This is a genomic window from Glaciimonas immobilis, assembly GCF_011947285.1.
Lineage (GTDB): Bacteria > Pseudomonadota > Gammaproteobacteria > Burkholderiales > Burkholderiaceae_D > Glaciimonas > Glaciimonas immobilis.
Genome location: NZ_JAAOZT010000001.1, coordinates 177,405 through 203,337 on the forward strand (window position 1 = coordinate 177,405; position 25,933 = coordinate 203,337).

The 25,933-nt window shown below is 51.3% G+C and carries 28 protein-coding genes; 14 read left to right on the forward strand and 14 right to left on the reverse strand.

Annotated features, from left to right (window positions below):
• Positions 1-14: 14 nt before the first annotated feature.
• From ctaD to HAV38_RS00780, 5 genes are all read left to right on the forward strand, one after another.
• Positions 15-1,631 carry a cytochrome c oxidase subunit I gene (ctaD, locus tag HAV38_RS00765; protein ID WP_168051458.1) on the forward strand — a complete coding sequence of 539 codons (1,617 nt, stop codon included), beginning with the start codon at positions 15-17 and terminating at the stop codon, positions 1,629-1,631.
• Between the two features lie 33 nt (positions 1,632-1,664).
• Positions 1,665-1,772, forward strand: a complete 108-nt coding sequence (locus tag HAV38_RS21575; protein ID WP_209216581.1) for a cytochrome oxidase small assembly protein — start codon at positions 1,665-1,667, stop codon at positions 1,770-1,772.
• Positions 1,772-2,347, forward strand: coding sequence for a cytochrome c oxidase assembly protein (locus tag HAV38_RS00770; RefSeq protein ID WP_168051460.1), 576 nt, complete (start codon positions 1,772-1,774; stop codon positions 2,345-2,347). The genes HAV38_RS21575 and HAV38_RS00770 overlap by 1 nt, the downstream gene beginning before the upstream one ends.
• A gap of 118 nt (positions 2,348-2,465) precedes the next feature.
• Positions 2,466-2,681: a DUF2970 domain-containing protein gene (locus tag HAV38_RS00775; protein ID WP_168051462.1), complete on the forward strand. Its 216-nt coding sequence runs from the start codon at positions 2,466-2,468 to the stop codon at positions 2,679-2,681.
• Positions 2,682-2,732: 51 nt separating this feature from the next.
• Complete coding sequence (locus tag HAV38_RS00780) at positions 2,733-3,593, forward strand: cytochrome c oxidase subunit 3 (RefSeq protein ID WP_168051464.1); 861 nt, start codon at positions 2,733-2,735, stop codon at positions 3,591-3,593.
• A gap of 245 nt (positions 3,594-3,838) precedes the next feature.
• Here the strand turns inward: HAV38_RS00780 and HAV38_RS00785 are convergent, their stop codons facing one another.
• The gene (locus HAV38_RS00785) at positions 3,839-4,039 is read right to left on the reverse strand and encodes a twin transmembrane helix small protein (RefSeq protein ID WP_168051466.1); all 201 of its coding nucleotides are present in this window, start codon (positions 4,037-4,039) and stop codon (positions 3,839-3,841) included.
• Positions 4,040-4,078: 39 nt separating this feature from the next.
• Between HAV38_RS00785 and HAV38_RS00790 the strand changes: the two genes are divergently transcribed.
• The 5 genes from HAV38_RS00790 to HAV38_RS00810 all read left to right on the forward strand — a co-directional run bounded on the left by HAV38_RS00790 (position 4,079) and on the right by HAV38_RS00810 (position 8,317).
• Complete coding sequence (locus HAV38_RS00790; protein WP_168051468.1) at positions 4,079-4,825, forward strand: SURF1 family protein; 747 nt, start codon at positions 4,079-4,081, stop codon at positions 4,823-4,825.
• A 97-nt stretch (positions 4,826-4,922) separates the two neighbouring features.
• Positions 4,923-5,474: an SCO family protein gene (locus tag HAV38_RS00795; protein ID WP_221313813.1), complete on the forward strand. Its 552-nt coding sequence runs from the start codon at positions 4,923-4,925 to the stop codon at positions 5,472-5,474.
• A gap of 43 nt (positions 5,475-5,517) precedes the next feature.
• Positions 5,518-6,699, forward strand: coding sequence for a COX15/CtaA family protein (locus tag HAV38_RS00800; RefSeq protein ID WP_375791678.1), 1,182 nt, complete (start codon positions 5,518-5,520; stop codon positions 6,697-6,699).
• 13 nt (positions 6,700-6,712) lie between these two features.
• Complete coding sequence (gene cyoE / locus HAV38_RS00805) at positions 6,713-7,597, forward strand: heme o synthase (RefSeq protein ID WP_168051472.1); 885 nt, start codon at positions 6,713-6,715, stop codon at positions 7,595-7,597.
• Positions 7,598-7,783: 186 nt separating this feature from the next.
• Positions 7,784-8,317 (forward strand): SCO family protein, encoded by a 534-nt coding sequence (locus HAV38_RS00810; protein WP_245182141.1) that lies wholly within the window; start codon positions 7,784-7,786, stop codon positions 8,315-8,317.
• A 393-nt stretch (positions 8,318-8,710) separates the two neighbouring features.
• On the opposite strand, the gene rpoH is transcribed toward HAV38_RS00810, so the two are convergent.
• The 7 genes from rpoH to HAV38_RS00845 all read right to left on the reverse strand — a co-directional run bounded on the left by rpoH (position 8,711) and on the right by HAV38_RS00845 (position 17,128).
• Positions 8,711-9,610: an RNA polymerase sigma factor RpoH gene (rpoH, locus tag HAV38_RS00815; protein WP_168051476.1), complete on the reverse strand. Its 900-nt coding sequence runs from the start codon at positions 9,608-9,610 to the stop codon at positions 8,711-8,713.
• Positions 9,611-9,966: 356 nt separating this feature from the next.
• Positions 9,967-10,428: a GTPase gene (locus HAV38_RS00820; protein WP_245182122.1), complete on the reverse strand. Its 462-nt coding sequence runs from the start codon at positions 10,426-10,428 to the stop codon at positions 9,967-9,969.
• The gene (locus tag HAV38_RS00825; RefSeq protein ID WP_168051478.1) at positions 10,425-11,141 is read right to left on the reverse strand and encodes a response regulator; all 717 of its coding nucleotides are present in this window, start codon (positions 11,139-11,141) and stop codon (positions 10,425-10,427) included. The genes HAV38_RS00820 and HAV38_RS00825 overlap by 4 nt, the downstream gene beginning before the upstream one ends.
• A 518-nt stretch (positions 11,142-11,659) precedes the next feature.
• Entirely contained in the window at positions 11,660-13,981 is a 2,322-nt protein-coding gene (locus tag HAV38_RS00830) for a sensor histidine kinase (protein ID WP_168051480.1), read from the reverse strand.
• Positions 13,982-14,521, reverse strand: coding sequence for a DUF4390 domain-containing protein (locus HAV38_RS00835; RefSeq protein ID WP_184013417.1), 540 nt, complete (start codon positions 14,519-14,521; stop codon positions 13,982-13,984).
• Between the two features lie 415 nt (positions 14,522-14,936).
• Positions 14,937-16,184: a 16S rRNA (cytosine(967)-C(5))-methyltransferase RsmB gene (gene rsmB / locus HAV38_RS00840; protein ID WP_245182142.1), complete on the reverse strand. Its 1,248-nt coding sequence runs from the start codon at positions 16,182-16,184 to the stop codon at positions 14,937-14,939.
• A 299-nt stretch (positions 16,185-16,483) separates the two neighbouring features.
• Entirely contained in the window at positions 16,484-17,128 is a 645-nt protein-coding gene (locus tag HAV38_RS00845; protein WP_168051484.1) for a LysE family translocator, read from the reverse strand.
• A 258-nt stretch (positions 17,129-17,386) separates the two neighbouring features.
• On the opposite strand from HAV38_RS00845, the gene HAV38_RS00850 reads away from it, so the two are divergent.
• A complete protein-coding gene (locus HAV38_RS00850) occupies positions 17,387-18,595 on the forward strand; it encodes an MFS transporter (RefSeq protein WP_168051486.1) in 1,209 nt (402 codons plus the stop codon).
• A gap of 203 nt (positions 18,596-18,798) precedes the next feature.
• Here the strand turns inward: HAV38_RS00850 and HAV38_RS00855 are convergent, their stop codons facing one another.
• From HAV38_RS00855 to ftsY, 5 genes are all read right to left on the reverse strand, one after another.
• Entirely contained in the window at positions 18,799-19,143 is a 345-nt protein-coding gene (locus HAV38_RS00855; RefSeq protein WP_168051488.1) for a DUF1840 domain-containing protein, read from the reverse strand.
• A 172-nt stretch (positions 19,144-19,315) separates the two neighbouring features.
• A complete protein-coding gene (locus HAV38_RS00860; protein ID WP_245182123.1) occupies positions 19,316-19,876 on the reverse strand; it encodes a hypothetical protein in 561 nt (186 codons plus the stop codon).
• 49 nt (positions 19,877-19,925) lie between these two features.
• Positions 19,926-20,852, reverse strand: coding sequence for a permease-like cell division protein FtsX (gene ftsX / locus HAV38_RS00865; RefSeq protein WP_168051490.1), 927 nt, complete (start codon positions 20,850-20,852; stop codon positions 19,926-19,928).
• On the reverse strand, positions 20,849-21,532 hold the full coding sequence (locus tag HAV38_RS00870; RefSeq protein WP_168051492.1) for a cell division ATP-binding protein FtsE: 684 nt from the start codon (positions 21,530-21,532) through the stop codon (positions 20,849-20,851). The genes ftsX and HAV38_RS00870 overlap by 4 nt, the downstream gene beginning before the upstream one ends.
• A gap of 92 nt (positions 21,533-21,624) precedes the next feature.
• Positions 21,625-23,010, reverse strand: a complete 1,386-nt coding sequence (ftsY, locus tag HAV38_RS00875; protein WP_245182124.1) for a signal recognition particle-docking protein FtsY — start codon at positions 23,008-23,010, stop codon at positions 21,625-21,627.
• 160 nt (positions 23,011-23,170) lie between these two features.
• Between ftsY and rsmD the strand changes: the two genes are divergently transcribed.
• The 3 genes from rsmD (at position 23,171) to HAV38_RS00890 (ending at position 24,718) form a co-directional block, all read left to right on the forward strand.
• The gene (rsmD, locus tag HAV38_RS00880; protein WP_168051494.1) at positions 23,171-23,830 is read left to right on the forward strand and encodes a 16S rRNA (guanine(966)-N(2))-methyltransferase RsmD; all 660 of its coding nucleotides are present in this window, start codon (positions 23,171-23,173) and stop codon (positions 23,828-23,830) included.
• A gap of 70 nt (positions 23,831-23,900) precedes the next feature.
• Entirely contained in the window at positions 23,901-24,407 is a 507-nt protein-coding gene (gene coaD / locus HAV38_RS00885) for a pantetheine-phosphate adenylyltransferase (RefSeq protein ID WP_168051496.1), read from the forward strand.
• A 50-nt stretch (positions 24,408-24,457) separates the two neighbouring features.
• The gene (locus HAV38_RS00890; RefSeq protein WP_168051498.1) at positions 24,458-24,718 is read left to right on the forward strand and encodes a YfhL family 4Fe-4S dicluster ferredoxin; all 261 of its coding nucleotides are present in this window, start codon (positions 24,458-24,460) and stop codon (positions 24,716-24,718) included.
• 266 nt (positions 24,719-24,984) lie between these two features.
• On the opposite strand, the gene HAV38_RS00900 is transcribed toward HAV38_RS00890, so the two are convergent.
• The gene (locus HAV38_RS00900; protein ID WP_168051502.1) at positions 24,985-25,827 is read right to left on the reverse strand and encodes an MOSC domain-containing protein; all 843 of its coding nucleotides are present in this window, start codon (positions 25,825-25,827) and stop codon (positions 24,985-24,987) included.
• Between the last annotated feature and the right edge of the window lie 106 nt (positions 25,828-25,933).

Consider the following 25,933-nt stretch of genomic DNA (forward strand, 5'->3'; position numbering starts at 1 on the left):
ATTAGGAGATTGAGATGAGCACAACAGCAGTCGATCACGTACACGATCATTCTCACGATCATCATGATCACCACGACGATCACGCCCATGATGTTCCAACGGGCTGGCGTAGATGGTTATTTGCGACGAACCACAAAGATATCGGTACGTTGTATCTATGGTTCTCGTTCACGATGCTGTTATCAGGCGGCGTGTTGGCGATGTTGATTCGTGCCGAGTTATTTGAGCCAGGCTTGCAGTTTTTCAAGCCTGAGTTCTTTAACCAGCTGACAACAATGCACGGCATCATCATGGTTTTCGGTGCGATCATGCCAGCCTTCGTCGGCTTTGCTAACTGGATGATTCCGCTGCAAATCGGCGCATCAGACATGGCATTTGCACGGATGAATAACTTTTCATTCTGGCTATTGCCGCCAGCCGCGATTCTGCTGCTGACATCGTTCCTCGTGCCGGGTGGCGCAACTGCTGCCGGCTGGACCTTGTATGCGCCGCTATCGACCCAGATGGGACCTGGTATGGACATGGCAATTTTTGCGATGCACATCATGGGTGCGTCCTCGATCATGGGCTCAATCAACATTGTCACTACCGTACTTAATATGCGCGCTCCTGGCATGACATTGATGAAGATGCCAATGTTTTGCTGGACTTGGTTGATTACTGCGTATTTGCTGATTGCGGTCATGCCAGTATTGGCCGGTGCCATCACCATGACGCTGACCGATCGCCATTTCGGCACCTCATTCTTTAATGCTGCCGGTGGCGGCGATCCAGTGATGTATCAGCATATTTTCTGGTTCTTTGGTCATCCAGAGGTATACATCATGATTTTGCCTGCGTTCGGCATCATCTCGCAAATTATCCCGGCTTTCGCACGTAAGCAATTATTCGGTTATGCATCAATGGTGTACGCAACAGCATCCATCGCGATTCTGTCGTTCATCGTCTGGGCGCATCACATGTTCACCACTGGTATGCCCGTGACTGCCCAATTGTTTTTCATGTACGCAACGTTGTTGATCGCGGTGCCGACAGGCGTCAAGATATTCAACTGGATCGCGACCATGTGGCGTGGTTCAATGACATTTGAAACCCCGATGTTATTCGCAGTTGGCTTCATTTTCGTGTTCACGATGGGTGGCTTTACCGGTTTGATTCTGGCGGTGACGCCAATTGATATCCAGATGCAGGATACCTATTATGTTGTAGCGCATTTCCACTATGTGCTGGTGGCGGGTTCGTTGTTTGGTTTGTTCGGTGGTTACTATTACTGGAGCCCTAAGTGGACTGGCTTCATGTACAACGAAACACGCGGCAAAATCCATTTCTGGGCTTCGTTGATCACTTTCAATATTACGTTTTTCCCGATGCATTTCCTGGGTTTGGCAGGAATGCCGCGCCGTATTGCAGATTACCCGGCCCAATTCACCGATTTCAATATGCTTGCGTCGATTGGTGCATTTGGTTTCGGTCTCAGCCAGCTTTATTTCTTGTTTTTCGTTGTTATTCCATCGATCAAAGGCGGCGTAAAAGCACCTGCGAAACCTTGGGATGGTGCAGAAGGTCTTGAGTGGACTATACCAAGTCCGGCACCGTTTCATACATTTGAAGTACCACCGACCGTAAAATGATAGGAATGGCAGGCTTTTGCCTGCCAACTCACCATGTCCGAAAGAAAAAAGCCAAATAATCTTCGCACAGCATTACTGCTGGCGTCAGTTGCCTTTGTTTTTTATATAGGCATATTCGTCAATAGAGTGTGGTTTAGTTGATGAGTGATAAGCCAGATAGTGAAGGTCGTGCCTACACGCTCAAGCTGAATCGCAACATGCTTGGCAAGTTGGTTGTCATTGCCGGGATTATGTTTGGATTCGGTTATGGCCTGGTGCCGGTCTATAAATCTATTTGTGCATTGACGGGTGTCAATTTTTTGACGCCGCAAGACAGTACTGTTGTAGCACCGACCAATACTCAGATTGATAAGTCCAGAACGATTACAGTCGAATTTGACGGTAATTCGCGCGGACCATGGCGGTTTCGTCCAGCGGTAAGTAGCATGCAAGTGCATCCTGGTGAAATGACGCAAATTCTTTACGAAGTCGTCAATAAGGAAGCCCGCACGATGGAAGCGCAAGCTATTCCAAGCTACGCGCCGATGCAGGCAGAAGCATTCTTTAAAAAAGTAGAATGTTTTTGTTTTACGCAACAAACACTTGGTCCGAATCAGGCTAAGGAGTTTCCGGTGGTGTTTTACATCGATCCAAAGCTGCCTAAGAATGTGAAGTCTATTGTCCTGTCTTATACGTTTTTTGAAATTAATAAGCCGGTAGTGGTTAAGCCAGCTTAACGACTGTGGGTTTACGGTCAGATGGATGCGGATATATTTACTGGAGCGACGCTGCAACGCGGCGCGAGGTCTGCGGCCTGACCGCCATGACCGCCAGAAGCAGTATAAAGGGTAACAAATGTCGGATCTGAAGAAGGCAAGTCGCCGAAAAATGTCCTTTGGGGCAACGGTTAAAGCGGTTTTGTGGGGATTCTTCGGAGTACGTAAAAAGAAAGATTACGAAAGTGACGCGGCAGGCCTGAACCCGATCCATGTAGTGATTGCCGGGGTTATCGGTGCAATCATTTTCATCGTAATATTGATCACGATCGTGAAGCTGGTCGTCGCTTCGTAAGCTCAAAAGTAAGCTCAAAAAAATTATTTAAATTTGTATCGGGAGATGGAAATGAGTGCTCAACAAGCTAACGTGCCTTACTATTTTGTGCCAGGGCCATCTAAATGGCCTGTGCTCGCCGGTGTCGCGCTGCTTGTGACTATGTTAGGTGCTGCGGGCTGGGTAAATAGTATCGCCCTCGCTCCGGAACTGTGTGTCATCGGTATTCTGGGTTTGCTGGTTGTCTTGTACAAATGGTTCGGTGATGCAATCCACGAATCTGAAAGCGGCATGTACAACGCCCGCATCGATACCTCATTTCGATGGAGCATGAGTTGGTTCATCTTCTCTGAGGTCATGTTCTTTGCTGCTTTTTTTGGCGCATTATTTTACGCGCGCAGTATTTCAATGCCATGGCTGGCTGATCTGGATCACAAAATATTGTGGCCGGATTTTGCTGCGCATTGGGGTAATGCCGGACCTGCCGGTACGATCGAAACGTTCCGGACGATGGGACCATTTCCGATTCCCACTATTAACACTGCGTTGTTGCTAACGTCTGGTGTGACACTGACTATTTCTCATCACGCTTTACGCGCTGGACATCGTGGCAAGACGGCTCTTTGGTTGGCCGCAACGGTATTGCTGGGCGCTACGTTCATGTGTTTTCAGGCCGCTGAATACATGGAAGCCTATCAGGAATACAACCTGAGACTGACTTCCGGTATCTACGGATCGACTTTCTTCTTGTTGACCGGCTTCCATGGCTTCCATGTGACCATCGGTGCGATTATGCTTTCGGTTGTGCTGTATCGGGTACTTAAAGGACACTTTACCCCGGATAACCATTTCGCCTTTGAAGGCGCTGCCTGGTATTGGCATTTTGTCGATGTGGTCTGGCTTGGTTTGTACGTTGTGGTGTACTGGCTGTAGGTCAATCGCGTATCGGTCAAGTGATCATATTACGATGACTGCCTACTGTTAAAAGAGAGGCCGCACTTCCGTGCGGCCTTTTTACTGTCAAGTTTCAAATGGTTATTACGGCAATATCTGGGGCAAATGTAGAGCCATTTGTTAGTCAGAGAATTTCTTTATGGACCGATTATTGCCTTCTTTTCGATCACTACGCAGCATCATTAAATACGGGCAAGTTCTCCCGGAATAAGTAAAGGGCGGATTTAACGAATGCCGGTCGGCTGGATATATCCCAGTTTATAGGCAATCAGGATCAGAATGAATAGCGTAATCGAGAACCCCACCCTCAGCGCTAACGCTTGCACGGTGCGATTGCTTTTACCTTTGTCGCGCATCAAAAAAATGAGTGCAGACGCAAGACTGGCGATAATGAGAATGAAAGCGATGGCGACAAGGATTTTCATGGGGTGGCTTCAGGAATCGATAACTAAGGCGATATTGTAATGCGATTGAGATTCAAATTTAGGTTGATTCCGTTTGTAGCCACGCTGTTTTTGGTAGCGCTAGGTATTTCTCTGGCGCAATGGCAGACGCGACGCGGCGATCAAAAGCAGGCGATAGCAAACGCTATCATGCAGCGCGGTGCACAGGCGCCGCTAGCCCTTAACGCGGGGCCGCAAAACCCTGAGCAACTTGAATATCGACATGTTACCGTCCGTGGCGAGTTTGTCACTGCGTGGCCGGTTTATCTGGATAACCGCAGTTACAAGGGCGCCCCTGGATTTTATGTGCTCATGCCGCTCAAATTAGCGAACTCAGACCAGTATGTGTTGGTCCAACGCGGTTGGCTTCCACTTAATTCGCAAAATCGCGCAACACTATTACCTTATGTAACACCATCCGGATTGGTTAATGTAGAAGGGGTGGTACGCCGTCAAGCTGGGCGCGTGTTGCAACTAGGGCAACCCACGGCGCTGCAAGCTGGCGCGATTGTCCAGAACCTTGATATTGCGAATCTGGCGGCGGTGAGTAAATTTCAATTGCAGCCGCTATTAATTGAACAGACAGGAAATAATCAGGATGGTCTTGTCCGCGATTGGCCGAGTCCATCGCTGGGAATCGAGATGCATCGAGGTTATGAATTCCAATGGTACGCGCTGGCTGTCATGGCCTTCCTCTTTTTTGTCGTAACAGGATGTAGACAAGGAATCAAAGATGCAAAAAAATCCTATGACCATGAACGCAAATAATATGTCTCTCGAAAAAAGTAACGGGCAGCCGCTAAAGCAGTCATCCAAGCGGCCTGTCGTGCAGGACCCCAAGGCAAAACGTAACGGTCGTCTCAAAATGTTTCTCATTGTGGCGGTCTGTGCGGCCCCGATGATTGCCTCTTACATCACTTACTATGTGATCAAGCCAGAGTCCCGCACCAACTACGGTGTTCTGCTAAATCCGTCGCAGTATGCGATTCCTGAGCTAGGCCTTACCGAGTTGGATGGGACGGCGGCGACGCTTGGTGCTTATAAAGGTAAATGGATAATGCTGCAGGTTGACAGCGGTGATTGTCAAAAAGAATGTAAAGATTCACTATTTGAAATGCGTCAGCTGCGTCTGATGCAAGGGAAGGAGCGTGAGCGCATTGAGCGCGTCTTACTGGTTACCGATAACAAACCTGTGGACGTTAAAGGTTTAGCGCCCTTTGAAGGTACGCACCTGTTGCGGGGTAAGGCCGACATGATAAAAGCATGGCTGCCAACCGAACCCGGGACAAGTGCCAGCGATCACCTTTATCTTATTGATCCACGCAACAATTTGATGATGCGCTTTCCCAAGAGTTCGGATCCTTATAAAGTGAAGACCGACCTGTCTAAATTGCTGCGCGCGTCCGCAATCGGCTAAGTAGCCGCAATCACCTATGAAAAATTTACTGCAACTCGCTGCCATGGGGATTCTGGTGGCCCTGTTGGCGCTCAGTATCGTGTGGGCCTCCAGGGACGCCGATAAATATCGAAAGCTCGTATGGGTGACGTTATTTTTGACGTTTGATTTAATTATGTTTGGGGCATTTACGCGCCTGACCGATTCTGGCCTAGGTTGCCCTGACTGGCCGGGTTGTTACGGTCATTCCAACCCCTTATTGGCACTGTCACACATCAATGCAGCGCAAGAGGCAATGCCCGACGGCCCCGTAACCTGGATCAAAGCCTGGATTGAAATGACGCATCGCTATTTTGCCATGGGCGTAGGTGTGCTAATTATTGGCCTCATGATGGTGGCGTGGATACGCTGGCTTAAGCCAGTCGCGGCGATTAACGCCGGACAACAAACTTTTAAACATGCAACGCAATATCCGCTACAAACACCCCCAGCCCAGCAATTACGCAACCCCAGATTTTCTCCATGGCTGCCCACGTTATTATTTTTTGCGGTTTGCGTGCAAGGCGCTTTTGGTGCCTGGACCGTGACCATGAAGTTACAGCCGGTAATTGTTACGACGCATCTACTGTTGGGATTGACGCTGTTGGCGTTGTTAACCTGGCTGGCAGCACGTCAAAATGATCATGCGCCGGTAGCCGCGAAGGCTAGCAAGTTGACTACACCGGCATTGGTCGCGCTGCTACTACTAATATTTCAGATGGCGCTAGGCGGGTGGGTAAGTACTAACTACGCTGCACTCGCTTGCAACGATTTTCCGCTTTGCCACGGGATGGTCATCCCAGAAATGGACTTCGAACAAGGTTTTACTCTCTGGCGACATTTGGGTAAAACGGCCGATGGCGAATATTTACCCTTTCAGGCATTGACGGCGATTCACTGGACTCACCGGATGTTTGCATTTGTTGTCATTGCCTTTATTGCATGGCTATCTTGCAAGGCGTGGCGGATAGAGGGATTGCGTAAAACTGCAACGGGGTTGCTGGCTATGATTGGCGTGCAATTACTGACGGGATTAGCAACAATCTTCTTCAACTGGCCGTTAGCGATCGCCGTGGCGCACAACGGCGGTGCAGCTTTGATTTTGCTGTTGCTGGTCATGTTAAACTACAAGACGAGACTTCCCACCGCAAAGCAGTCGTTACCGGTGGTTCAAGGTACCCCAGCACAAGCTGACCGCATTATTTAGAATCATTGACCGCATGACGACCATAACCGTACCCCAAAATCGCGTGGCCCAGTACTGGGCGCTAACCAAACCGCGCGTAACCCAACTGGCAGTATTTTGTGCAGTCATTGGGATGTTTCTGGCAACGCCAACGCTTCCGGACTGGCAGCGCGTGGTTGCCGCGACTATTGGCATATGGCTATTGGCTGGTGCCGCATTTGCCGTCAACTGTCTGGTTGAACGCGAAATTGATTCACGCATGGCGCGCACGGCACGCCGCCCGATGGCGCGCGGTGAAATCACGGTGCCGCAGACATTAATTTTCTCGGGGGTCATTGGGGGCCTTGGCAGTTGGGTTCTGTATAACTTTGTCAACGGTTTGACTATGTGGCTGACGTTAGCCACGTTTATTGGCTATGCAGTCATTTATACCATGATCCTGAAGCCCATGACCCCGCAGAACATCGTCATCGGCGGCTTGTCCGGTGCGATGCCACCGGCCTTGGGGTGGGCAGCCATTGCAAACGATGTGCCTATGCAAGCATGGATACTGGTATTGATTATTTTCGTGTGGACGCCACCGCATTTTTGGGCACTGGCGATGTATCGCCGCGATGATTATGCTAAATCAGGCCTACCGATGTTGCCAATTACTCACGGATTAAAATTTACGCAGTTCCATGTGTGGCTTTACACAATTGCATTGGTTGCAACCACGATGCTGCCTTTTGCCGTCGGCATGAGCGGGTTGATTTATCTGGTGAGTGCCGGTGTGCTGGGCGCTATCTTCCTTTGGTATTCGTGGCAGATATACAAGCATTACACCGATTTGATCGCGCGTAAGACTTTCGCGTTTTCGATCATCTATCTCTCGTTGTTATTCGCGGCCTTACTGGTCGATCATTACCTGAAGTTTTGAGTCTGGTTAAGCACGGCCTTTGAACCGATATTGAAAGCCAGAATGAAACGTTATTTTTTAGCTGTTGTTTCGCCTTTACGTTCAGCTGTGAGGCCGGTTATTGCTTCGCTTATCGCTTTGGTGCTGGGATTGTCGGTTGCTGCATGCGGTGATAAAAGTGTCAGCGCCAGCAGCGGCAGCCAGGAAATGACGCTGTCACCGCAAGATAGTAAGTTCATCAATACTGATGTGACAGGTCTTGGTTATGCGCGCGATTTTTCGTTAACCGATCACACTGGAAAAGTGCGCACTCTGGCTGATTTCAAGGGCAAGGTGGTGGTAGTATTTTTTGGTTATACGCAATGTCCGGATGTTTGTCCGACGACGATGGCTGAGATGTCTAACGTCATGAAGCAGTTGGGGCCGCAAGCGGATAAGGTGCAGGTCTTGTTTGTTACTGTCGATCCAGAGCGTGATACGCAAGCGTTGTTGGCGCAGTATGTACCGGCTTTTGATCCGCGCTTTCTGGGACTATACGGGGATTTGGCGACTACTGAAAAAGTTGCTAAGGAATTCCGGGTGTTTTATCAAAAGGTTCCGGGGAAGACGGCGGGGAGCTATAGCATTGATCATACTGCTGGGAGTTATGTGTTTGATCCGGAAGGTCACATTCGGTTGTTTGTCCGGCATGGGCAAGGGCCGGAGCCGATTGTGCATGATTTGAAGATATTGTTATCGTAGAGTTTGATTGAAAAAAAGCGCCTGATCGGCGCTTTTTTGTTGTGTGTGGTTGATAATGAGCGGATGAGATCCGTGGTTGCTAGCCGGGTGTGGCCCGGCGGCCAGGCACTTTTTTGCTTGGCTAGGCGCCCCCCGCCGTTGGCGGGTCCACGATCATTTTGACTATCAGTCGGGTCGAAATACCAACTCGCTTCGCAGACATGTATTCCGACAATTCGCGACTTACAGCCAAATAACCGGCAACGCCTATGACGAGGTAGGTCAACTGGCAATTTAACCGCAACATCAACCCCAACGTGTTTATGTTGATCCGGGTCAGTTTTGAACAAACTTCCTATGCTGGACTTTGAGTATCAAAACGCTTGGGTTTTGCCGTCGTTATTTATTCAAAAATTAAGCGTAAGCAACCAGCGAGGTTTTCATTTTCTTTAAGGCTACCGCTTCGATTTGACGGATGCGTTCTGCTGACACGCCGAATTCTTTGGCTAGTTCATGTAATGTTGCGCCTGAACCGTCGTCGTTTGCTAACCAGCGTGATTCTACGATACGGCGGGAGCGATCATCTAGTTTGCCCAAGGCGGACTCTAAGCCTTCTGATTGCAAGCGGTCATATTGCTGTGCTTCCAGCACTTTAGTAGGCTCTTGCATATCTGACGATAAATAAGCGATTGGTGCGAATTTATCATCATCGTCATCCATTGGTGCTTCAAGCGCAATATCGCGACCTGTGAGACGGGTTTCCATCTCAATCACTTCTTCGCGTTTAACGTTCAGGGTTTTTGCCAGATCATCGACTTGCGCCGGTGTCATCGCATCCAGACCGATTTTATGGCTGCGCAGATTAAAGAACAGTTTGCGCTGCGCTTTGGTGGTGGCGACCTTTACCAGACGCCAATTTTTCAGAATGTATTCATGCATCTCTGCTTTAATCCAATGCATTGCATAGGACACCAAGCGCACGCCTTGGTCGGGATCAAAGCGTTTGACGGCTTTCATTAATCCAATATTGCCTTCCTGGATTAAGTCAGCATGGGGCAGTCCATAGCCCAAATAGCCACGGGCGATGGATACGACCAGTCGGAGATGAGATAACACCAACTTTTGCGCGGCCGCCAGATCGTTGTTTTCACGCAGTTTTTGAGCAAGCGAAATTTCTTCGTCATGCGTTAGCATTGGGAGGCGATTCACAGCCGAAATATAGGCGTCAATGTTGCCCAACGTCCCTGAGAAGCCAAGTGCCAAAACACCTGAGTCGGCTGGAATTAACGCAGTTTGTAGCGATGGATTTTTCATTGTTTCTCCTAGCTGTCAGCGGCTTTTAGTCCACACGGCTTAAACCAGACTGATTTGATCAGGTATTCTAGCACTCCCTTATAACGAGTGCTAATCGATTTTATTAAACTATTCTGATAGCGCATGGCTATTACAAGATGCTGTGATCTAAACTTTAAGTATCTTCGAGTTGTTACTGCGGAAGAAGTTCGCCAAGCCTTTTCGAAACTTGTGACATTATGTAACGCGGGGATTTTCCAGGACAACTTGTCTATAAATGAGTCTAAAAGGCGACATAATTACCTCAAGGTGTGGCGCAGGGGAGTATTGGGCTTCCAGAACCCTGATCTGCTGGCGCCAGATCGCCGCGAGACTAATCATATGACGATATCAGCGGTCAGCGTCAACCAGGCATCGTAAGGTGGAGAGCGCAGCAGGATACGGATGGTTTCGATATGGGTGACGTTTGCGATACTAATAAACAGTCGGCGCGGGCGACTGCGGAGCATCCGATTCAAGGTAACCCGCAGTGTGAGGTTCCCGACACAACATAAGCAGCCTGGCGCTACCCGTCTGACGTCTATGCCTGGTTCGGGCAGTTCTAAATCGCTTTTGCCATCTGGCAATCCTTCCAGTAGTACGCCGATGGTGCCCTGTGCCGATCCCGCTAGATCGCGAGGGGAGTGGGTGAATTCAGTTCCAACCTTGATGGACTGCCAGATCGCCCTCTCGCGGGCAAAAGCCGTCGGCCCTGTTACTAACGTCAGCGAGGTGAGCGAAGGGATCAAAACAGACCTAGGTGTATCAAATATAATAGCTTTAGAAACAATTAATGTCATCCACTTTTTTTGCTCAGCTTGCCTGGATCGACACCCAGTTGCTTTAGTTTGCGATACAAATGGGTGCGCTCCAGACCAGTCTTTTCGGCCACGCGCGTCATACTGCCACTTTCCCGAATCAAATGGTATTCAAAGTAAGCGCGCTCAAACGCGTCGCGGGCTTCACGCAGCGGCAGGCCAAACGACGTAGAAAAAAGGTTATCCGACGCGAGCATTGCCACTGGTTGCGGTGAAAGGTGCGGCGCTTCGGTAGCCGACGGGTTACCGAAACTGTTGCCGATAATCATCTCGGGCGTCTCACTAGAAACGGCGGGTGGGGCGAACAGGGTGGGTGAGCGGGACGGTTTAGGGCCTTGCGACAAACCTTGTTGCACTGCTTTGAGCAATTTTTGTAAGGCGATCGGCTTTTCTAAAAAATTTAAAGCGCCAATACGCGTTGCTTCCACTGCAGTATCAATTGTGGCATGACCAGACATCATGATGACGGGCATTGTCAGCAGGCCGTCACGTTGCCATTCTTTGAGCAGTGTGACGCCATCGGTATCCGGCATCCAGATATCCAGCAGTACCAGATCCGGGACCCCATTGTGCCGAAATTCACGCGCCTGTTGGGCGTTTTCTGCGGTGGCGACCACGTGCCCTTCGTCTCCTAGAATTTCGGAGAGTAATTCTCGAATTCCCATTTCGTCATCAACGACCAGGATATTAGCCATGCGTAAACTTTCCTATTTTCGGTTGCATCAAATTTATTTTTGAACTCGTAACCCATTAAAATCTATTCGATAGCCGCACTTGTTTGTGCTTAGGTTTAATTTTCTCAAATTCGTGTATGCACATAAATAATATCTTACTACGCAACTGCGGTGTCGACGCGTCCCCAATCTTGCATTTATCCAGATTTGGCGCGATTTAAAGGACTCCATGCGTTTGCGGACGATCAAATCAGCGCTCAGATGCACCTTTTTGCGCAGGGACAGATTTTATCCTTTCGTAGGATGTGTACGCTGCGCCATCATGAGCCAGTAAAAACCGCCTTACGCGTAAAACCAATACATACAATCGTTCTAGCAAGTCTCCACGTACCCTTTTATGCGGAGGCAGCCTAATTCCGCGGGTAAAGTCAATTACGTAATGAATGCTCATTACGTATGAGGCCACGACCTCCAGTCGGAGCATACATCCTAAAACGATGACATGCTACTTTGCAGAGTACTCTGCGATGCAAAATGCCTTAAATCGATTTTTGCTCTCTACCCGTTAACGATCCGGGCGCTAACTTTAACAGCAAAATTAATATTTTGGCACCTTTTGTGTCGCTGCGATTACGTAAGTCAATGCGGCCGCCATGTTCATCAACGATCTTTTTCACCATTGGCAATCCTAACCCGGTTCCGCGGGGTTTGGAAGTGACGTATGGCTCAAACGCCCGCGCCAGAATTTTGGCCGAAAAGCCGGGGCCATTATCCGTAATCGAAAATCGCACTGCGGTGCTGGGTCGTCCGCCGGAACCCTGATAACTAATTCGCTCCGTCACGACGTCAATGCGCGGTGTCGTAACTTCTGCTGTCGGATCAGTCACCGCGTCCTGAGCGTTTTGCAGCAAATTATGAATTACTTGGCGCAATTGCGTCGCATCACCCATCACGTGCGGCAATTCCGGGTCCAGCGATGCATGAATCATATCGCGTTCATCTCCGGCAACGTACAGGTGCAGGACTTCCGCGACAAGCACGTTCAGGTCAAGCTCCGTTAATACTGCCGGCGGGGTTTTTGCATAGTCACGGAAGTCATCTACCATCCGTTTCATCGCGGCAACCTGATTGACGATGGTGGAGGTGCTTTTTTTAAGAATCGCGGCGTCCTGCGTCATCAGCTTGTCTTCCAGCTTCATCTGTAAGCGCTCGGCAGAGAGCTGAATTGGCGTGAGCGGATTTTTGATTTCATGCGCTAAACGCCGCGCTACTTCACCCCAGGCAATCGATCGCTGCGCTGAGATGACGTCAGAAATATCGTCAAACACGACAACATAACCATCGCGATTTTCAACCGGCAGACGGGAGCCCCGGGCCAGCAGTGAAATATCGTCGCTGTCCATGCTATCCATGCGACGGGGAATTTCAATCTGTTGTTGCCAGTGCAGGTGGCTTTCGCCTATTTTGCCTGCTGCAAACTGTGCGCTTTGTTCTGAGAACGCCTTGGTAATGATCTCGGCAAAATGGGCCAGGCCGTCAATGATGTTTAATGGCTCGCCGATGTGCGGGCTTAAATCGTACTGCAAAATACGATGCACCGATTGATTGCTGGTCACCAGATGAAAGTCTTCGTCCAGCACCATCACGCCAGCCGACATATTGGCCAGTACGGACTCAAGATAAGCTTTGGCATTCTCAAGTTCGTTGCGGTTTTTTTCTACCGAGGCGCGCGCGTCCGATAATTGCCGCGTCATCATATTAAAAGACTGCGTCAGGGTGCCTAGTTCGTCGGAGGTCGCAATAATGGGTCGCGGAGAAAGATTGCCCTCGGCTACGGCCTTGGTGCCCTCGGCCAGTAATAACAGGGGTTTTGCCAGATCGCTCGCAATCAAAAATGCGCTAATAATCGCCCCGAAAATGGCAAGCAACAGGGTCAGTGTCAGCGTGACCAGATAGATTTTGCGCAGGCCGGAACGCGCTAGAGAGCGTTCCTGGTATTCGCTCGACGCAGCGCGCAAGGCCTCGGCATTGGTCGCGAGATAAGTGGGAACCGGTTGCGAAATTTGTAGAAAGCGGGTTTCGTTTTGTAACGATAACGTTTTGATCGGAGCCGGAATTTCAATGATGACATGCAGCCGCAAATTATTGTTCGCCTCGTTGACCGACGTGGCCGATATATCGGTTTGTTTAGCCTCACTTATCGCATCGCGACTGTCTGTTTCGCTTTCAATTGCGGAGAAGCCTCTGCTTTGGCGTGCCTGACGCAGCATGGCGGGAGTCGGCAGCATTGGCGTCAAGGTCCCCAGGCGGCCCCCTACCGAAGCAATTAGCTGACCATTGCTGGCGAGTATCGATGCCTCGATATTCTGATCGCGCAGACGCGTCAGCTGTGAGACCTGTCCAGAACTGGTCTCTTCGGATAGCTCCAGCGCGATGCCCTTGGTTTTGACAATCAGGTCCGATAGCGATGTGTTAAGCGCAGCGCGACCCAGATTCAGTCCGGATTCCAGCGCCGATTCTACCCGGACATCAAACCATGACTCAATCGAACGAGAGACGAATTGCACCGAAACCAGATAAATGATTACGCCCGGCAAAATGCCGATCACGGCAAACAGCAATACCAGTTTGGCCATCAGTCGGGAGCCGAACTTGCCCCGCTTGTACCGGCTATAAAGTCTGCCCAGTAACAGGCATACCAGCGCCAGCAAGGCGACCGCTACCAGCGCGTTCAACCCGAACAGCCATGAGTAATATTTGTCGAAAAATACGGAGTTCTCGGAAGCCGATGCTAGCAAGAACAGAAGAATGCTGATTATCGCGCCACCGACGATCAGTAAATAACGAATTGCGCGGGGCATTTACTCTGCCTTGTAATTGAAGGTTTTCCAGTCGGACGAAAGACGCCAGTCGCTGTTGTTCAACGCGTTGACCTGAAATGGCTTGGGTAACTGCGCCAGATCAAGTCCCATGCGGACCGCCACTTTATAGATCTCGCCGGTTTGCAAAGCGCCTTTTTCGGCGATTATCCAACGGCTAGGTCGGCGAATGAGAGACAGCGCATCTTCGAGCGAGTCAAAACTTTGTTGCAGATTGCCATTGATAGCAGCGTGATAGCGGCGCGTCAGAACATTGTATGAGAGGCGGATGGTTTGCGACGCGTTGATCGCCTTTTCATCAAACCAATACCAGCGCGGTCGCGTCAACTCAACCTCGGTCGTGAAATACAGCGGCACACCGCGCTGGATAGCATCCTCGAGCCCGCGGTTGAGCTCGAAGGAGAACGCAGCAGAAAGCCTGTAGCCTTCATCGCTGATCTCAATCCGTGCACGCGTCATGTCGGCACCGTCAGAGGCAAAGACTAGGCTGGAGCTGAACGACATCAGTAGTGCTACAAACATCGTCAACTTTATCAACCTGAGCCACGTGCACTTAGCCGTACCAACGATAAGGGGCCGTAAAAGACGGGTGACAGTACCTGTGCCTGGATTGTCTTTAATGCCATCTGCGTGTGCGGATGCGGTGGTCTGCTTCTGCGCATCTTCATGCTTCCCATCATTATGCACCACAGGGTATTCGCATCGCGGCCGCGCCTCTCCCGCATTCTGCCTTTCTAAAAGGTCAGCTTTGCCGAAGTTGCGGTTACGAAGGAAGTCGGGTGTTTGAGGCAAGGGTCGCTTCACTGTTCTCGGGCCGGATCTAAGTCCAGAAAATAAGGTGCGAATAATACAATGATTGGATGCTAGAAAGTGGCCTTATGATCTGTTATCAATGTAGTTGCTAAATTGTAATTCATTAACCGTAACAGAAACCTGGCTAACCGCATGTCTTCTGAAATAAGGCGTAAAACAGGCCATCCCGATCCTCATTGCCCGTCGCCATAGGCATGAGTTGGCCCGGAGCAGTCAATCTGATCGCTTGATTTCGTTGCGCAAACGCTACCGCTTGGTCTTCCGATTCTTGCGGCCATAAAGAGCAGGTGACGAGCAACAATTTACCATCTGGTCGCAGCATCTGCCAAAGGTTGTCCAGAATATCTGCCGAAAGTGTTGCAAGTTGGTCAGTGTCGGTAACGCGACGCAGCCACCTTATATCCGGGTGGCGGCGCACAATGCCAGACGCTGTACAGGGAACGTCGGCCAAAATACGATCAAACTGCTGACCGTCCCACCATCCATCTACGCTGGCACCCACGCGGGCATCGCCGACTTGCAACGTTGCACTAAGTTGCAAGCGTTGAAGATTTTGCGCTATGCGTTGCAAGCGTTTTGCATCATGATCCAGGGCGGTGACTGTCACATCGGCTATTTCTAGTAAATGACAGGTTTTGCCTCCCGGGGCGGCACAAGCATCCAGTACGCGCATTCCGTCCTGTAAATCTAATAGCGGTGCAGCGAGTTGTGCAGCCGCATCTTGCACGGAGACTAAGCCTTGTTCAAAACCTGGAATCTGATTGACCGGTAACGGTTTATCCAGGCGTACCGCGACCGGGCCGATACAGCTGGCCTGAATATTATTCTCGGATAAGAGTTGAAGATAATTCTCTACGCTGATCTTGCGCTGATTGACACGCAGAGTGAGCGGCGGCGGCTGGTTGCCGCGCGACAGAATGGCTTGCCAGTCGTGCGGATAGGCGGCTTGCATCTGCTCTATCCACCACACAGGATAATTCCATAAGGCCAGAGGATTCTTGTTCGCTTCGCTGGTGAGTGCATCGCGCTCGCGCAAAAAGCGACGTAACACCGCATTGACCATGCCTTTTGCATGCGCGATGCTCAGGTCCGAACCGGTTGCGGTAACGGCCTGATCCACGGTGGTGAAGTGGTCGTACGCTGGATCATCCACCTCGGCGAGCAAACTCAGCGCGCAACACAACAGACCGTGCAGCAACGACGGTTCCGGGGCTTTGCTAGTCAGTGCCGCCAGCAATACTTCAGCCTGACCAACGCCGCGCATAGTCCGATAAGCGATATCCTGAATCGCACCACGGGTTGGCGCGGGCGCGGCAGACTGTGCAAATACTTGCGAAAGCGCCTGCGGTAAGGATGCGCCGTCGCGGACCATAGCAATCGCCTGACCCGCACCTAACAACGCGTACGCCAGCGAATCGGGTTTCAGGCTGGAGAAGTTTAATCTATGTTTGATGTCTGGCCGTAACGTGTCGGGCCGTGGTGCAAGGGTCTTTGCTACCGACGGCGCTTGCGATTGGGGCGTTGAACGCACGCTCGACTGCGCCGGCGACCGGGCCGGTGAGCGAGCGGATGACGTGTACGGCTTGGACGGGGTAGTAGTGGAACCCACTGTCGGGCTGGCTTTTTTTACGACGCGAATTTTATTTTTGTCCATGGTAGGTATTGAATGCTTTAACTTTTAGTGAAGGCCAGTTTTACACCAAGCGCGATAAAAGCCGCGCCTACGGTGCGTTCCAGCCACAGCTTAATATGTGGATTGTTGCTGGCGTGACGGCTAACTGTGCCCGCTAGCAACGCGGTGCCACTATTCCAGCATAACGACAGGCTAGCAAAAATGCTACCTAACAACAGAAAGGCAAGAATTTTGTGCGGCGAGTCGGGTTTGACGAATAATGGAAAAAATGACAAGAAAAACAAAATAACCTTGGGGTTGAGTACATTGGTCATCAACGCCTGCAAAAAAATTGTGCTGTGGGTACGTGCCGCGCCTGAGTTGGCCTTCGTTGTTACCGCATCGCCCTTTTTAAGCAACATCTTTAGGCCGAGATAAATCAGATATCCGCCGCCGGCGAGCTTGATCAGCATTAAAGACGAAGCGGATGCGGCCAGTAACGCCGTTAATCCAAATGCCGATAGCGTCGCGTGGATCAGGCAACCAGCGGTAATGCCGAATGCCGACATCATTCCTGCTGAGCGCCCCTGCGCCACGCTGCGGCCGACAATATAAGCAGTATCCGGGCCCGGCGTCGCATTTAGCAGCAGCACGGTCAGGCAAAACAGGCTCAAACTGGAAATGCCGAAGAAGCTTGTCAACATGAAATCCGCTACTGCATCTGTTGGAAAGTCATGATTGTAACGGCATGCAGGGCGGCTGCGGGCAGAGACTGGTGATTTCAGCTAAAGTAACCGGTCATTTAATCGGTTTCTGGTCACGGATTGTTGGTAATCGGCTACTGGTTATGGCTAAAGCACGGTCGTTCACCTGTCGAGCGCTGTCTGGTGCACCCGCTTTCCACATTCGCGTCAAAATTGGTGCATCGCTCTGCTCCTCGCAATTATTTTAAAGGCAACTGTATGACAGCCGCAACGGCAGTACCCATCAGCGCGTCGGAACCAACGGCTATTCCGACCTGGATTACGCTTTTACTGGCAATCGCCTGTGGCGCGATCGTCGCCAATCTTTATTACGCGCAACCCCTCATCGGCTTGATTAGCGCCTCCATTCACCTTTCGCCCGCGGCTGGCGGGTTGGTTGTTACCTTATCGCAAATAGGCTATTGCCTGGGATTGCTATTCATTGTCCCGCTGGGCGACCTGATTGAAAATCGCCGTCTGGTGGTCACCGCGTTAATCGTTTCGGTGGTGGCGTTGATTGGTGCCGCACTGTCGCAAAATGCGTGGCAATTTTTACTCGCAGCGTTGGTGATCGGCCTGAGTTCGGTCGCCGCTCAGGTTTTGGTTCCTTATGCCACCTATCTCGCGAGTCCCGAGAAGCGTGGGCAAGTGGTTGGCAACGTAATGAGCGGATTGTTGCTAGGTATATTGCTAGCGCGTCCGATGGCCAGCCTGATTGCCAATTTTTGGGGCTGGCACACGGTCTTTGCGATATCCGCAGCGATGATTGCCGTAGTGGCAGTGGTATTGGCGCGACATTTGCCGCAACGGCGTCCAACCACAGGGTTGCCTTATGGTCGCTTGCTATTGTCGATGTGGGGCCTGCTGACCACTACTCCGCTCTTACGTCGCAGGGCAGCTTATCATGCGCTGTTGTTCGCAGTTTTTAGCATGTTCTGGACGGTGGTGCCGATGGTGCTGGCCGGACCGACGTATAAATTGTCGCAATTCGGTATCGCTTTATTTGCCCTCGCGGGGGTAATGGGTGCAGTTGCAGCGCCGATCGCTGGCCGATTGGCTGATCGAGGATTGACCCGACCTGCAACCGGCGTAGCGCTGGTATTGGCGCTAGTTTCCTATCCCGTCGCGCATATCGGTACCGCTGGATCGCATTTTTCGCTAGGGATGCTGGTGGTCGCTGCCTTGTTGCTGGATATGGGCGTATCGGCCAATCTGGTGCTTGGTCAGCGCGCTATTTTCTCGCTTGGAGGAGAGGTGCGCAGTCGATTAAATGGTTTGTACATGGCAATGTTTTTTGCTGGCGGTGCGTTTGGTTCTGCGCTAGGCGGATGGGCGTATGCCAACGGCGGTTGGAACTTGGTGTCCTGGTGCGGTGCAGCGATGCCTTTGATGGCACTACTGTATTATTTTACCGAGTTTCGGAAGTGAGGCGAGAACGCTGCGCGATTGATTAAGCGATTGACTAAGCGATTGACTAAGCGATTTAGTGTGAGCGTTACGCTGTCACAGCGGCAGAATGTCATTAACAACTTCGCAACCGCCCCTGGTATATTTGGGTAATACGCAGGAGGCCGGTTGCCGAAGCCAGGGAAAATAAAGTGCTAGCTGTCATAAGTTGACAACTGCCATCCTTAAATACCCCAAAGTATGTCGTTTCCCGCCTTGTTTGCGGCAATGAGCATATCCAGCAGCGGGCGGGTGCGCGCTGCATAGGCGACCCGTTCCGTAGTCTCATGACCGGAGTCATCGCCGCTTTCGCCGTGATGTGCAACGACATCGCGCTCTACTTCCGCAGATTTCTCGTGAGCTGTAGTTTTGGCGATCTCGCCTTGCAGCAATTCGATTGCAGGGCCTGTTTCAGCCGCAGTAATTACACCAATTTTAGCTTCTTTGTGAAGCAATTCAAAAATCCGCTGAACATGGTGCTCATACATAGTAACGTCAGGTGACGCCTTGCATTTAAAGGTGATTAACATAAAACCTCAGCATATATTATTGTTGGTAGAAGACAATTACAGGATACCTCTTTGTTCAAGATGCCGCCAGCACTGTGACTTTCGGTTACAACCAAAGAGGACTTTTGGTGCCCTGAAGGGTAGGTTTTTGGAACTTTACTATGACTCTTAGGACAGATCACCAGCCTTTGATTCAGGTGGCCTTGAACGACTGCAAAAACATCTCTACATTTTCACTCGTGATATTTTTTTGCGGTCCAATCACAATGGCCTGATAAATGTATTGGCCCCTAGCTTCTAAATGGGCGAACAGCGCTTTTGGTTGACTGCCATTTTCTGGCGGGCCAACTGCTTCTAGTGTAATCGCACTTGTAGCTTGGGCGTTCCCGGCAACTACGTGCGCAGATTCTGATTTTATGCTGCCATTAATATTATTAACCAGTGCCGTCTTCATCGCTTGTAAAGCTGTACTTGCCTGCGCTGGATCAGTTAATCTGGCGCTGCCGACGGCAAAAACGACGCCGTCAATTTCCGTAGCGGTCATGGTCATCGATACCTTGATACCATTTAAATCGATCGGGCGGGAAAATGTAGAGGGTTTTGCTGGCATCAATACGCTGAAAGGCGCGTCATTGCCTTGCACCTGCCGCCAGTTAAATCTGGGCGAGCAGGCACTGAACAGAAAGACCAATGTTGCACCGGACAACATCAAGGCGGCGCGGCGGCAAATTGGTAAAGATTGTTTTATGAACATAATGTATCGGCATATTAGGTAGGCATAACATATAGGCAAAACACTGAACTCAGGATAGTCGGGCTAAATGCCGTCGTACCGACAGCACCGCACCGATCAGGCCCAATCCTGCACTGATAGCCAGTAAGGCCAACGTGAGGCTAAAGTCCAGCGGAAGCAATGAGAACTCAGACCCATAGAGGCGGGCAAGCTCCGCGATAGCCTGATTTAACGGTTGCAGCCCGAGCGCAACCCCGCCTAGCGCCACGCCCCCGGCACATAAGCCGAGCAGTGCCCCAGAGTAATAAAATGGACGATGTATGTAGGCATTGGTTGCGCCGACCAGTTTGGCAACGACGATTTCTTCGCGTTGTGTGAGCACTTGCAAGCGCACCGTGTTGAAGACCACGGCAACGACCACGACGGCCAGCGTCATTGCCAGAAATACCAACATCAGGCGCGTGATATGCAGCAAGGCTGCCAGACGCTTGACCCAATCCGAATCCACTTGCACATTATCGACGCCGGGCAGCGCCTTTAATTGCGCGGTAATGGTGTCAATCTGATTGGCTTCGTCAAGATTTCTGAATCCGGTCAATTGCAATACGTATGCATCGGGGAGGGGATTCTGACCCAGTGTGGTCAGTGCATCGGCCAGACCGGTTTTGCCTTTCATATCCTCCAGGGCCTGTTCACGCGGCACAAATATGACCTTGGCGTTCTTGTCGTGCGGTTGCAAGATGGTTCGAATCGGGGCGCTCAATGCGGTAGCTTTATCACGTGTTAGTGCGAGTGTCGTGAACACGCTGATTTCCGGTTGCACCGCCAGCTGCTCGGACACCGGGCGCACGTTCTCGAGCATGGTCAAACCGGCAAACGGCAATGCCAGCGCGATGGCGACCACCAACACATTCATGGCGAAGCTTCCGGGCGCTTTGCTTAAGTGCGAGATCGCTCCCGCGATCGCTGCGAGGTGCTGCCGCAACCAGGTTTTCATTTGCCACCGCCCGCTGAAGAATTTTGCCAATGATCGACGATTTGTCCTTGATCGAGAAATATCACATGGTTCGCGCTGTGCAAAAATTGTTCATCGTGGGTGGAGATCAGGCAAGTCACCCCGGCTGCGTGAAATGATTTCAGCGCGCTCAGCACATGGTCCGCGTTGTCGCGGTCGAGGTTAGCGGTCGGTTCGTCTGCCAAAATAATCTGCGGGCGATTGACGATGGCGCGGGCAATGGCAACGCGTTGTTGCTCGCCGCCAGATAAGGTTTGCGGCAGAGACAACGCTTTATCGATCAGGCCGACCTTGTCGAGTGCGGCGCGGGAACGCCTTTCCGCTTCCACCCGCTGAGCGCCGGTGACCTGCAGAGGCAGCATCACATTGGCGAGTACAGAGCGGTCCAGCAGCAGCCGTTGTTCCTGGAAAATTAAGCCGAGATTGCGGCGCAGGTACGGAATGCCGGACGCCTTCAACTTGCCTACATTCTGACCGTTGACAGTGAGCGTGCCGCTACTGGGTCGTTCTATACCGCAGATCATTTTTAATAGCGTTGACTTACCGGCCCCTGACGGACCTGCCAAAAAAATAAGATCGCCTTTATTGACCGTTAGCGTGATGTCGCGCAACGCAAAAATAGTGCGATCATATTGTTTTGAGACCTGGCTGAATTTAATCATCGTTGGAAAATACGTTGTCCCTGCGTAAATACATCATCAAACTTGCACTTATAAACTTAGCCGCATCAAAAAACACGAAAATTCAATCGGGACTAGCGTAGTAACGCATCGACAAAGTCCGTCGCATCAAACGGTTGCAAGTCTTCGATCTGCTCACCGACGCCGATAAAGTACACGGGGATCGCGCGGGTAATGGCGATAGCGGCCAGTATCCCACCTTTGGCGGTCCCGTCCAGTTTGGTAATCACCAGACCGGTCAAGCCGAGCGCATCATCAAACGCCTTCACTTGCGCCAGCGCGTTTTGACCGGTGTTGCCATCGATGACCAATAAAATTTCATGCGGCGCCGAGGCCATGCCCTTGGCGATGACCCGTTTTACTTTTTTCAGTTCCTCCATCAAGTGTAATTGGGTCGGCAGCCGACCAGCCGTATCGATCATGACCACGTTGATCCCGCGCGCTTGCGCCGAATGGACGGCATCGAAAGCAACAGCGGCAGGGTCCCCCGATTCTTGCGCGATAACGCTGACGTTATTGCGCTCGCCCCAGATCGTCAGCTGTTCACGGGCAGCGGCGCGGAAAGTATCGCCTGCAGCCAGCAAAACCGATTGTTTATGGGCTTGTAGATGCTTGGCAAGCTTACCGATGGTAGTGGTTTTGCCAGCGCCGTTGACGCCAGCGATCATCATTACCAATGGTTGATGTTTGCCGATTTCCATCGGCTTTTGCAATGGCGTCAGCAGTTTGATCAGGATCGACCGCAATGCTGCTTTGACCTGAAGCGCATCGGTCAGGCGTTCGTCTTTGACCGTCTTCTTCAATGCGTTTAAAACGAATTGAGTCGCATCTACACCAGCGTCCGAGACCAATAGCGCAGATTCCAGTTCCTCATAAAGATCATCGTTGATTTTCGCGCCAACGAATAACGTCGTAAGGTTGGAGGACGTCTTCGATAAGCCGGTTTTTAGTCGTGTCAGCCACGAGCGTTTTTGCTCTGCGGCAACGGCTGCGGGCACAACGATCTCCTCCTCGAATTCTTCGGGTTCAGCGGCGACTATCAGCGGCGCAACCGGTAAAGCCGGCGTGAAGGCAGGAGGGGAAACTGCCGGTGGAACCGAGGCAGCAGGCTTCTGTTGCACCGGCGCATTAATGATCGTCGTGGAAGCCGGTACAACCGGCGGAATTATCGCAGGTTCGGCGATTGGAGGCTGCGGCGGCGGAGGTGGTGCCAACGGCCCCTCCGGTTCGACTGCTTTATGGGTCAGCCGATCCAGCCACGAGCGTTTTGGTGCAGATAACGGCGGTTCCACCGCGACGGGCTTATCCTGAATTTCAGGTATATCGGGCGCTGGGGTCGAGACCTCCGGTAGCGTTTCTGTCGGCAAGGCCGGACCGGGCACGACCGGCGGCGTATCTAGTTGCACTTCAGGCAATGAATTGGGGTCGGATTTTGGTTTTTTTTTGAAGAAACTAAACATCAGGGGCCTGAAATAAGGAAGGCGTTCAAATTGGGGTAAAGCAACGGTCGCAACGATGCGCCGCGCAGACATTCATCGCAAGGTACAATCCTCGGCATTCTATCAGAGCAATGCCGTTCTAATTCAACCCGGCTTGCAGTCTAACCAGCGAAAAACGTAAATGAAACAAAGTAAAAAATCAGCCGTCGTCCATCATCAGCGACCAGCGCCACCGCGCCAGGTGCGGATCATCGGTGGTCAATGGAAGCGCACGCCGTTAGTGGTGATCGACAGCGAAGGATTACGCCCGACCCCGGACCGCGTGCGCGAAACCGTATTTAACTGGCTAACGCACATTTTTGATGGTCAGTGGGCACAGGTTCGTTGCCTCGATTTATTTGCTGGCACCGGCGCGTTGGGCTTTGAAGCAGCGAGTCGTGGTGCGGCGGCGGTGTTGATGATCGAACATAATACCCCGGCAGTGCGGCAGCTGGAGGCCACCAAAGCGAAGCTGGATGCTGCAGCCGTCACAATTCAGCGCGGGGATGCCTCAACTATCTTACAAGCGATGGGCGGTAAAGCATCCGTTGTTACAGAAAATGACGCTCATAAAGCACCTTTTGATTTGATTTTCCTCGATCCGCCGTATCATCAAGGTTGGTTGGGGAAAACGTTACCGCTCTGCGAACGCTTGTTAAGCCCGAGCGGTCTGATTTATGTAGAGGCCGAAAACTCACTGCTTGGGAGCGATGGGTTGCCCGCACCAGAATGGTTGGCGGGTTGGCAAGTTGTGCGAAGTGACAAGGCGGGAATAGTGTTCTATCATTTGTTGCAACGATAACAACGCTATTTTGCGTAAAATTCAGGCATAATGCGCGGTCTGATTGGGGCACTTGAGGAAGGGGAACAAGATGGTCACAGCTGTATATCCGGGAACATTTGATCCATTAACGCGGGGACATGAGGATTTGGTGCGCCGCGCGTCTGGGTTATTTGATAAGTTAGTGGTAGGCGTTGCCGATAGCAAAAGCAAAAAGCCTTTTTTTTCATTGGAAGAACGTTTATCGATAGCCAATGAAGTGTTGGGGCACTATCCCAATGTACAGGTAGAAAGCTTTTCGGGCCTGCTTAAGGACTTCGTGCGGCAACATGATGCCAATGTCATCATGCGTGGGTTACGGGCTGTATCGGATTTTGAGTTTGAGTTCCAGATGGCGGGGATGAACCGTTATTTGTTACCCGACGTTGAGACCTTATTTTTGACGCCGTCCGACCAGTACCAGTTTATTTCAGGCACGATTGTGCGCGAAATCGCTACTTTGGGTGGCGACGTTTCTAAGTTTGTCTTCCCTTCGGTCGAAAAATGGTTGAAAGAAAAACTGTCGGCCCAAGCGCTAATTCAGCAAGGCAAGGTATAGAATAACTGATTGGCGGTACGGCGCCAATGAGAGGATGAACAGAGCAGGCCATGGCATTAATTATTACTGATGATTGTATTAATTGCGACGTATGCGAGCCCGAGTGCCCGAACGGTGCAATTTATATGGGGCCGTTGATCTACGAGATCGATCCGCATAAATGCACTGAGTGTGTCGGGCATTTTAATGAGCCGCAATGTCAGCAGGTATGTCCGGTGAGCTGCATTCCTATGGACCCCGCGTGGCACGAAAGTACGGAGCAGTTGCAAGCAAAGTACGAGCGCCTGCAGGCAGAAATCAAGATAGCCTAACGCGTTCCGACCGGACATTGTTACGATCCGCTCACGTCGCCCCTTTTGCCCATTTTCCCATGTATTTATTGGCAATCGTCTGCGCGGTAGTTGGCGGCCCGGACCTGCTTACGGTATTGCTGGCCCTCGCTCAAATTTTAATTGCGATGATTTACCTGGCCGCATGTAAGCCATCGGTAGCAGGCCGCAGCGACTGTATTGGCGCTGGAAAATAGCAAGTGCAACCTCCACAATAGACGGACCGGGGCAAGCGGTAAAAAGCGTATTCAGAATCCCAGTTCAATCGTAATTTCTTGTCCGACGCGTAATATTTCCCCTGCGCCTTCAAGTAATATAGTATTCATTCCAAACGTTATAGCGCCATCCATCTTTGGATTTACCCGATAAGTTTGCAGAATATCGAGGGGATCGGCATCATACTGGCCGGTGGCTTGATCAATGGATGGCATCGGACAGCGCGGACAGGGTTTCACCGGTTGCAACTGCGCTTTGCCTGCGCTGATAGTCAACATAAAATCTTCTTCAAAAGCCATCACGCCATCAATCACAATATTCGGTCGAAAACGATTCATCGGTAAAGCATTGCGTCCTTGCGCCTGCAACTTTTGGTTTAAATCATCAAGCGATGCTTGCGAGATCAGCAGCATCGGATAGCCGTCCGAAAAGAGTGTCGGTATCTCCCGTCCGGCTGTCCATTTTTTGCTGGCGATGCGCCTGCTAGCCGCCCCAAAATGCACCAGCCGACATCGCACCCCAAGGATGCCGTAGAGCCAGTCCGCAGCCCCGTCGCCACAGTCCTGAGCGCTGACTACATCGTCCCACACGATGACATTGATCGACGTCCGGTCGGCCGATGTGAGTGGAAGTGCGAATGTCACACCGCCAGGTGCAGTCAGACGGATGCCATCCTGATGCAGACTCGGGACGATCAGCGCCATGCGCGGATAATCGCGCTGCGTCAGAAATCGCCCTGCGGCGTCGACGACCATCCATTCGCGGTCCTGGATGTTCTCATGCCGCAGGCCGCCTGAGGTTAGAGTAGCCTCTGTCAGCGCGATGCCAGCGCAGGATTTGATGGGGTAAAAAGTTAATTTGGTAATAGCTGGCATAAGTACTTTCAGTTAAATGGTGCGCGCAACCAGAGCAAGCATCATCACGCTTTGATTATTGGGATCGGGGGTTTAACGCTAACAGGCACGTAATTTGGCGGCTTAT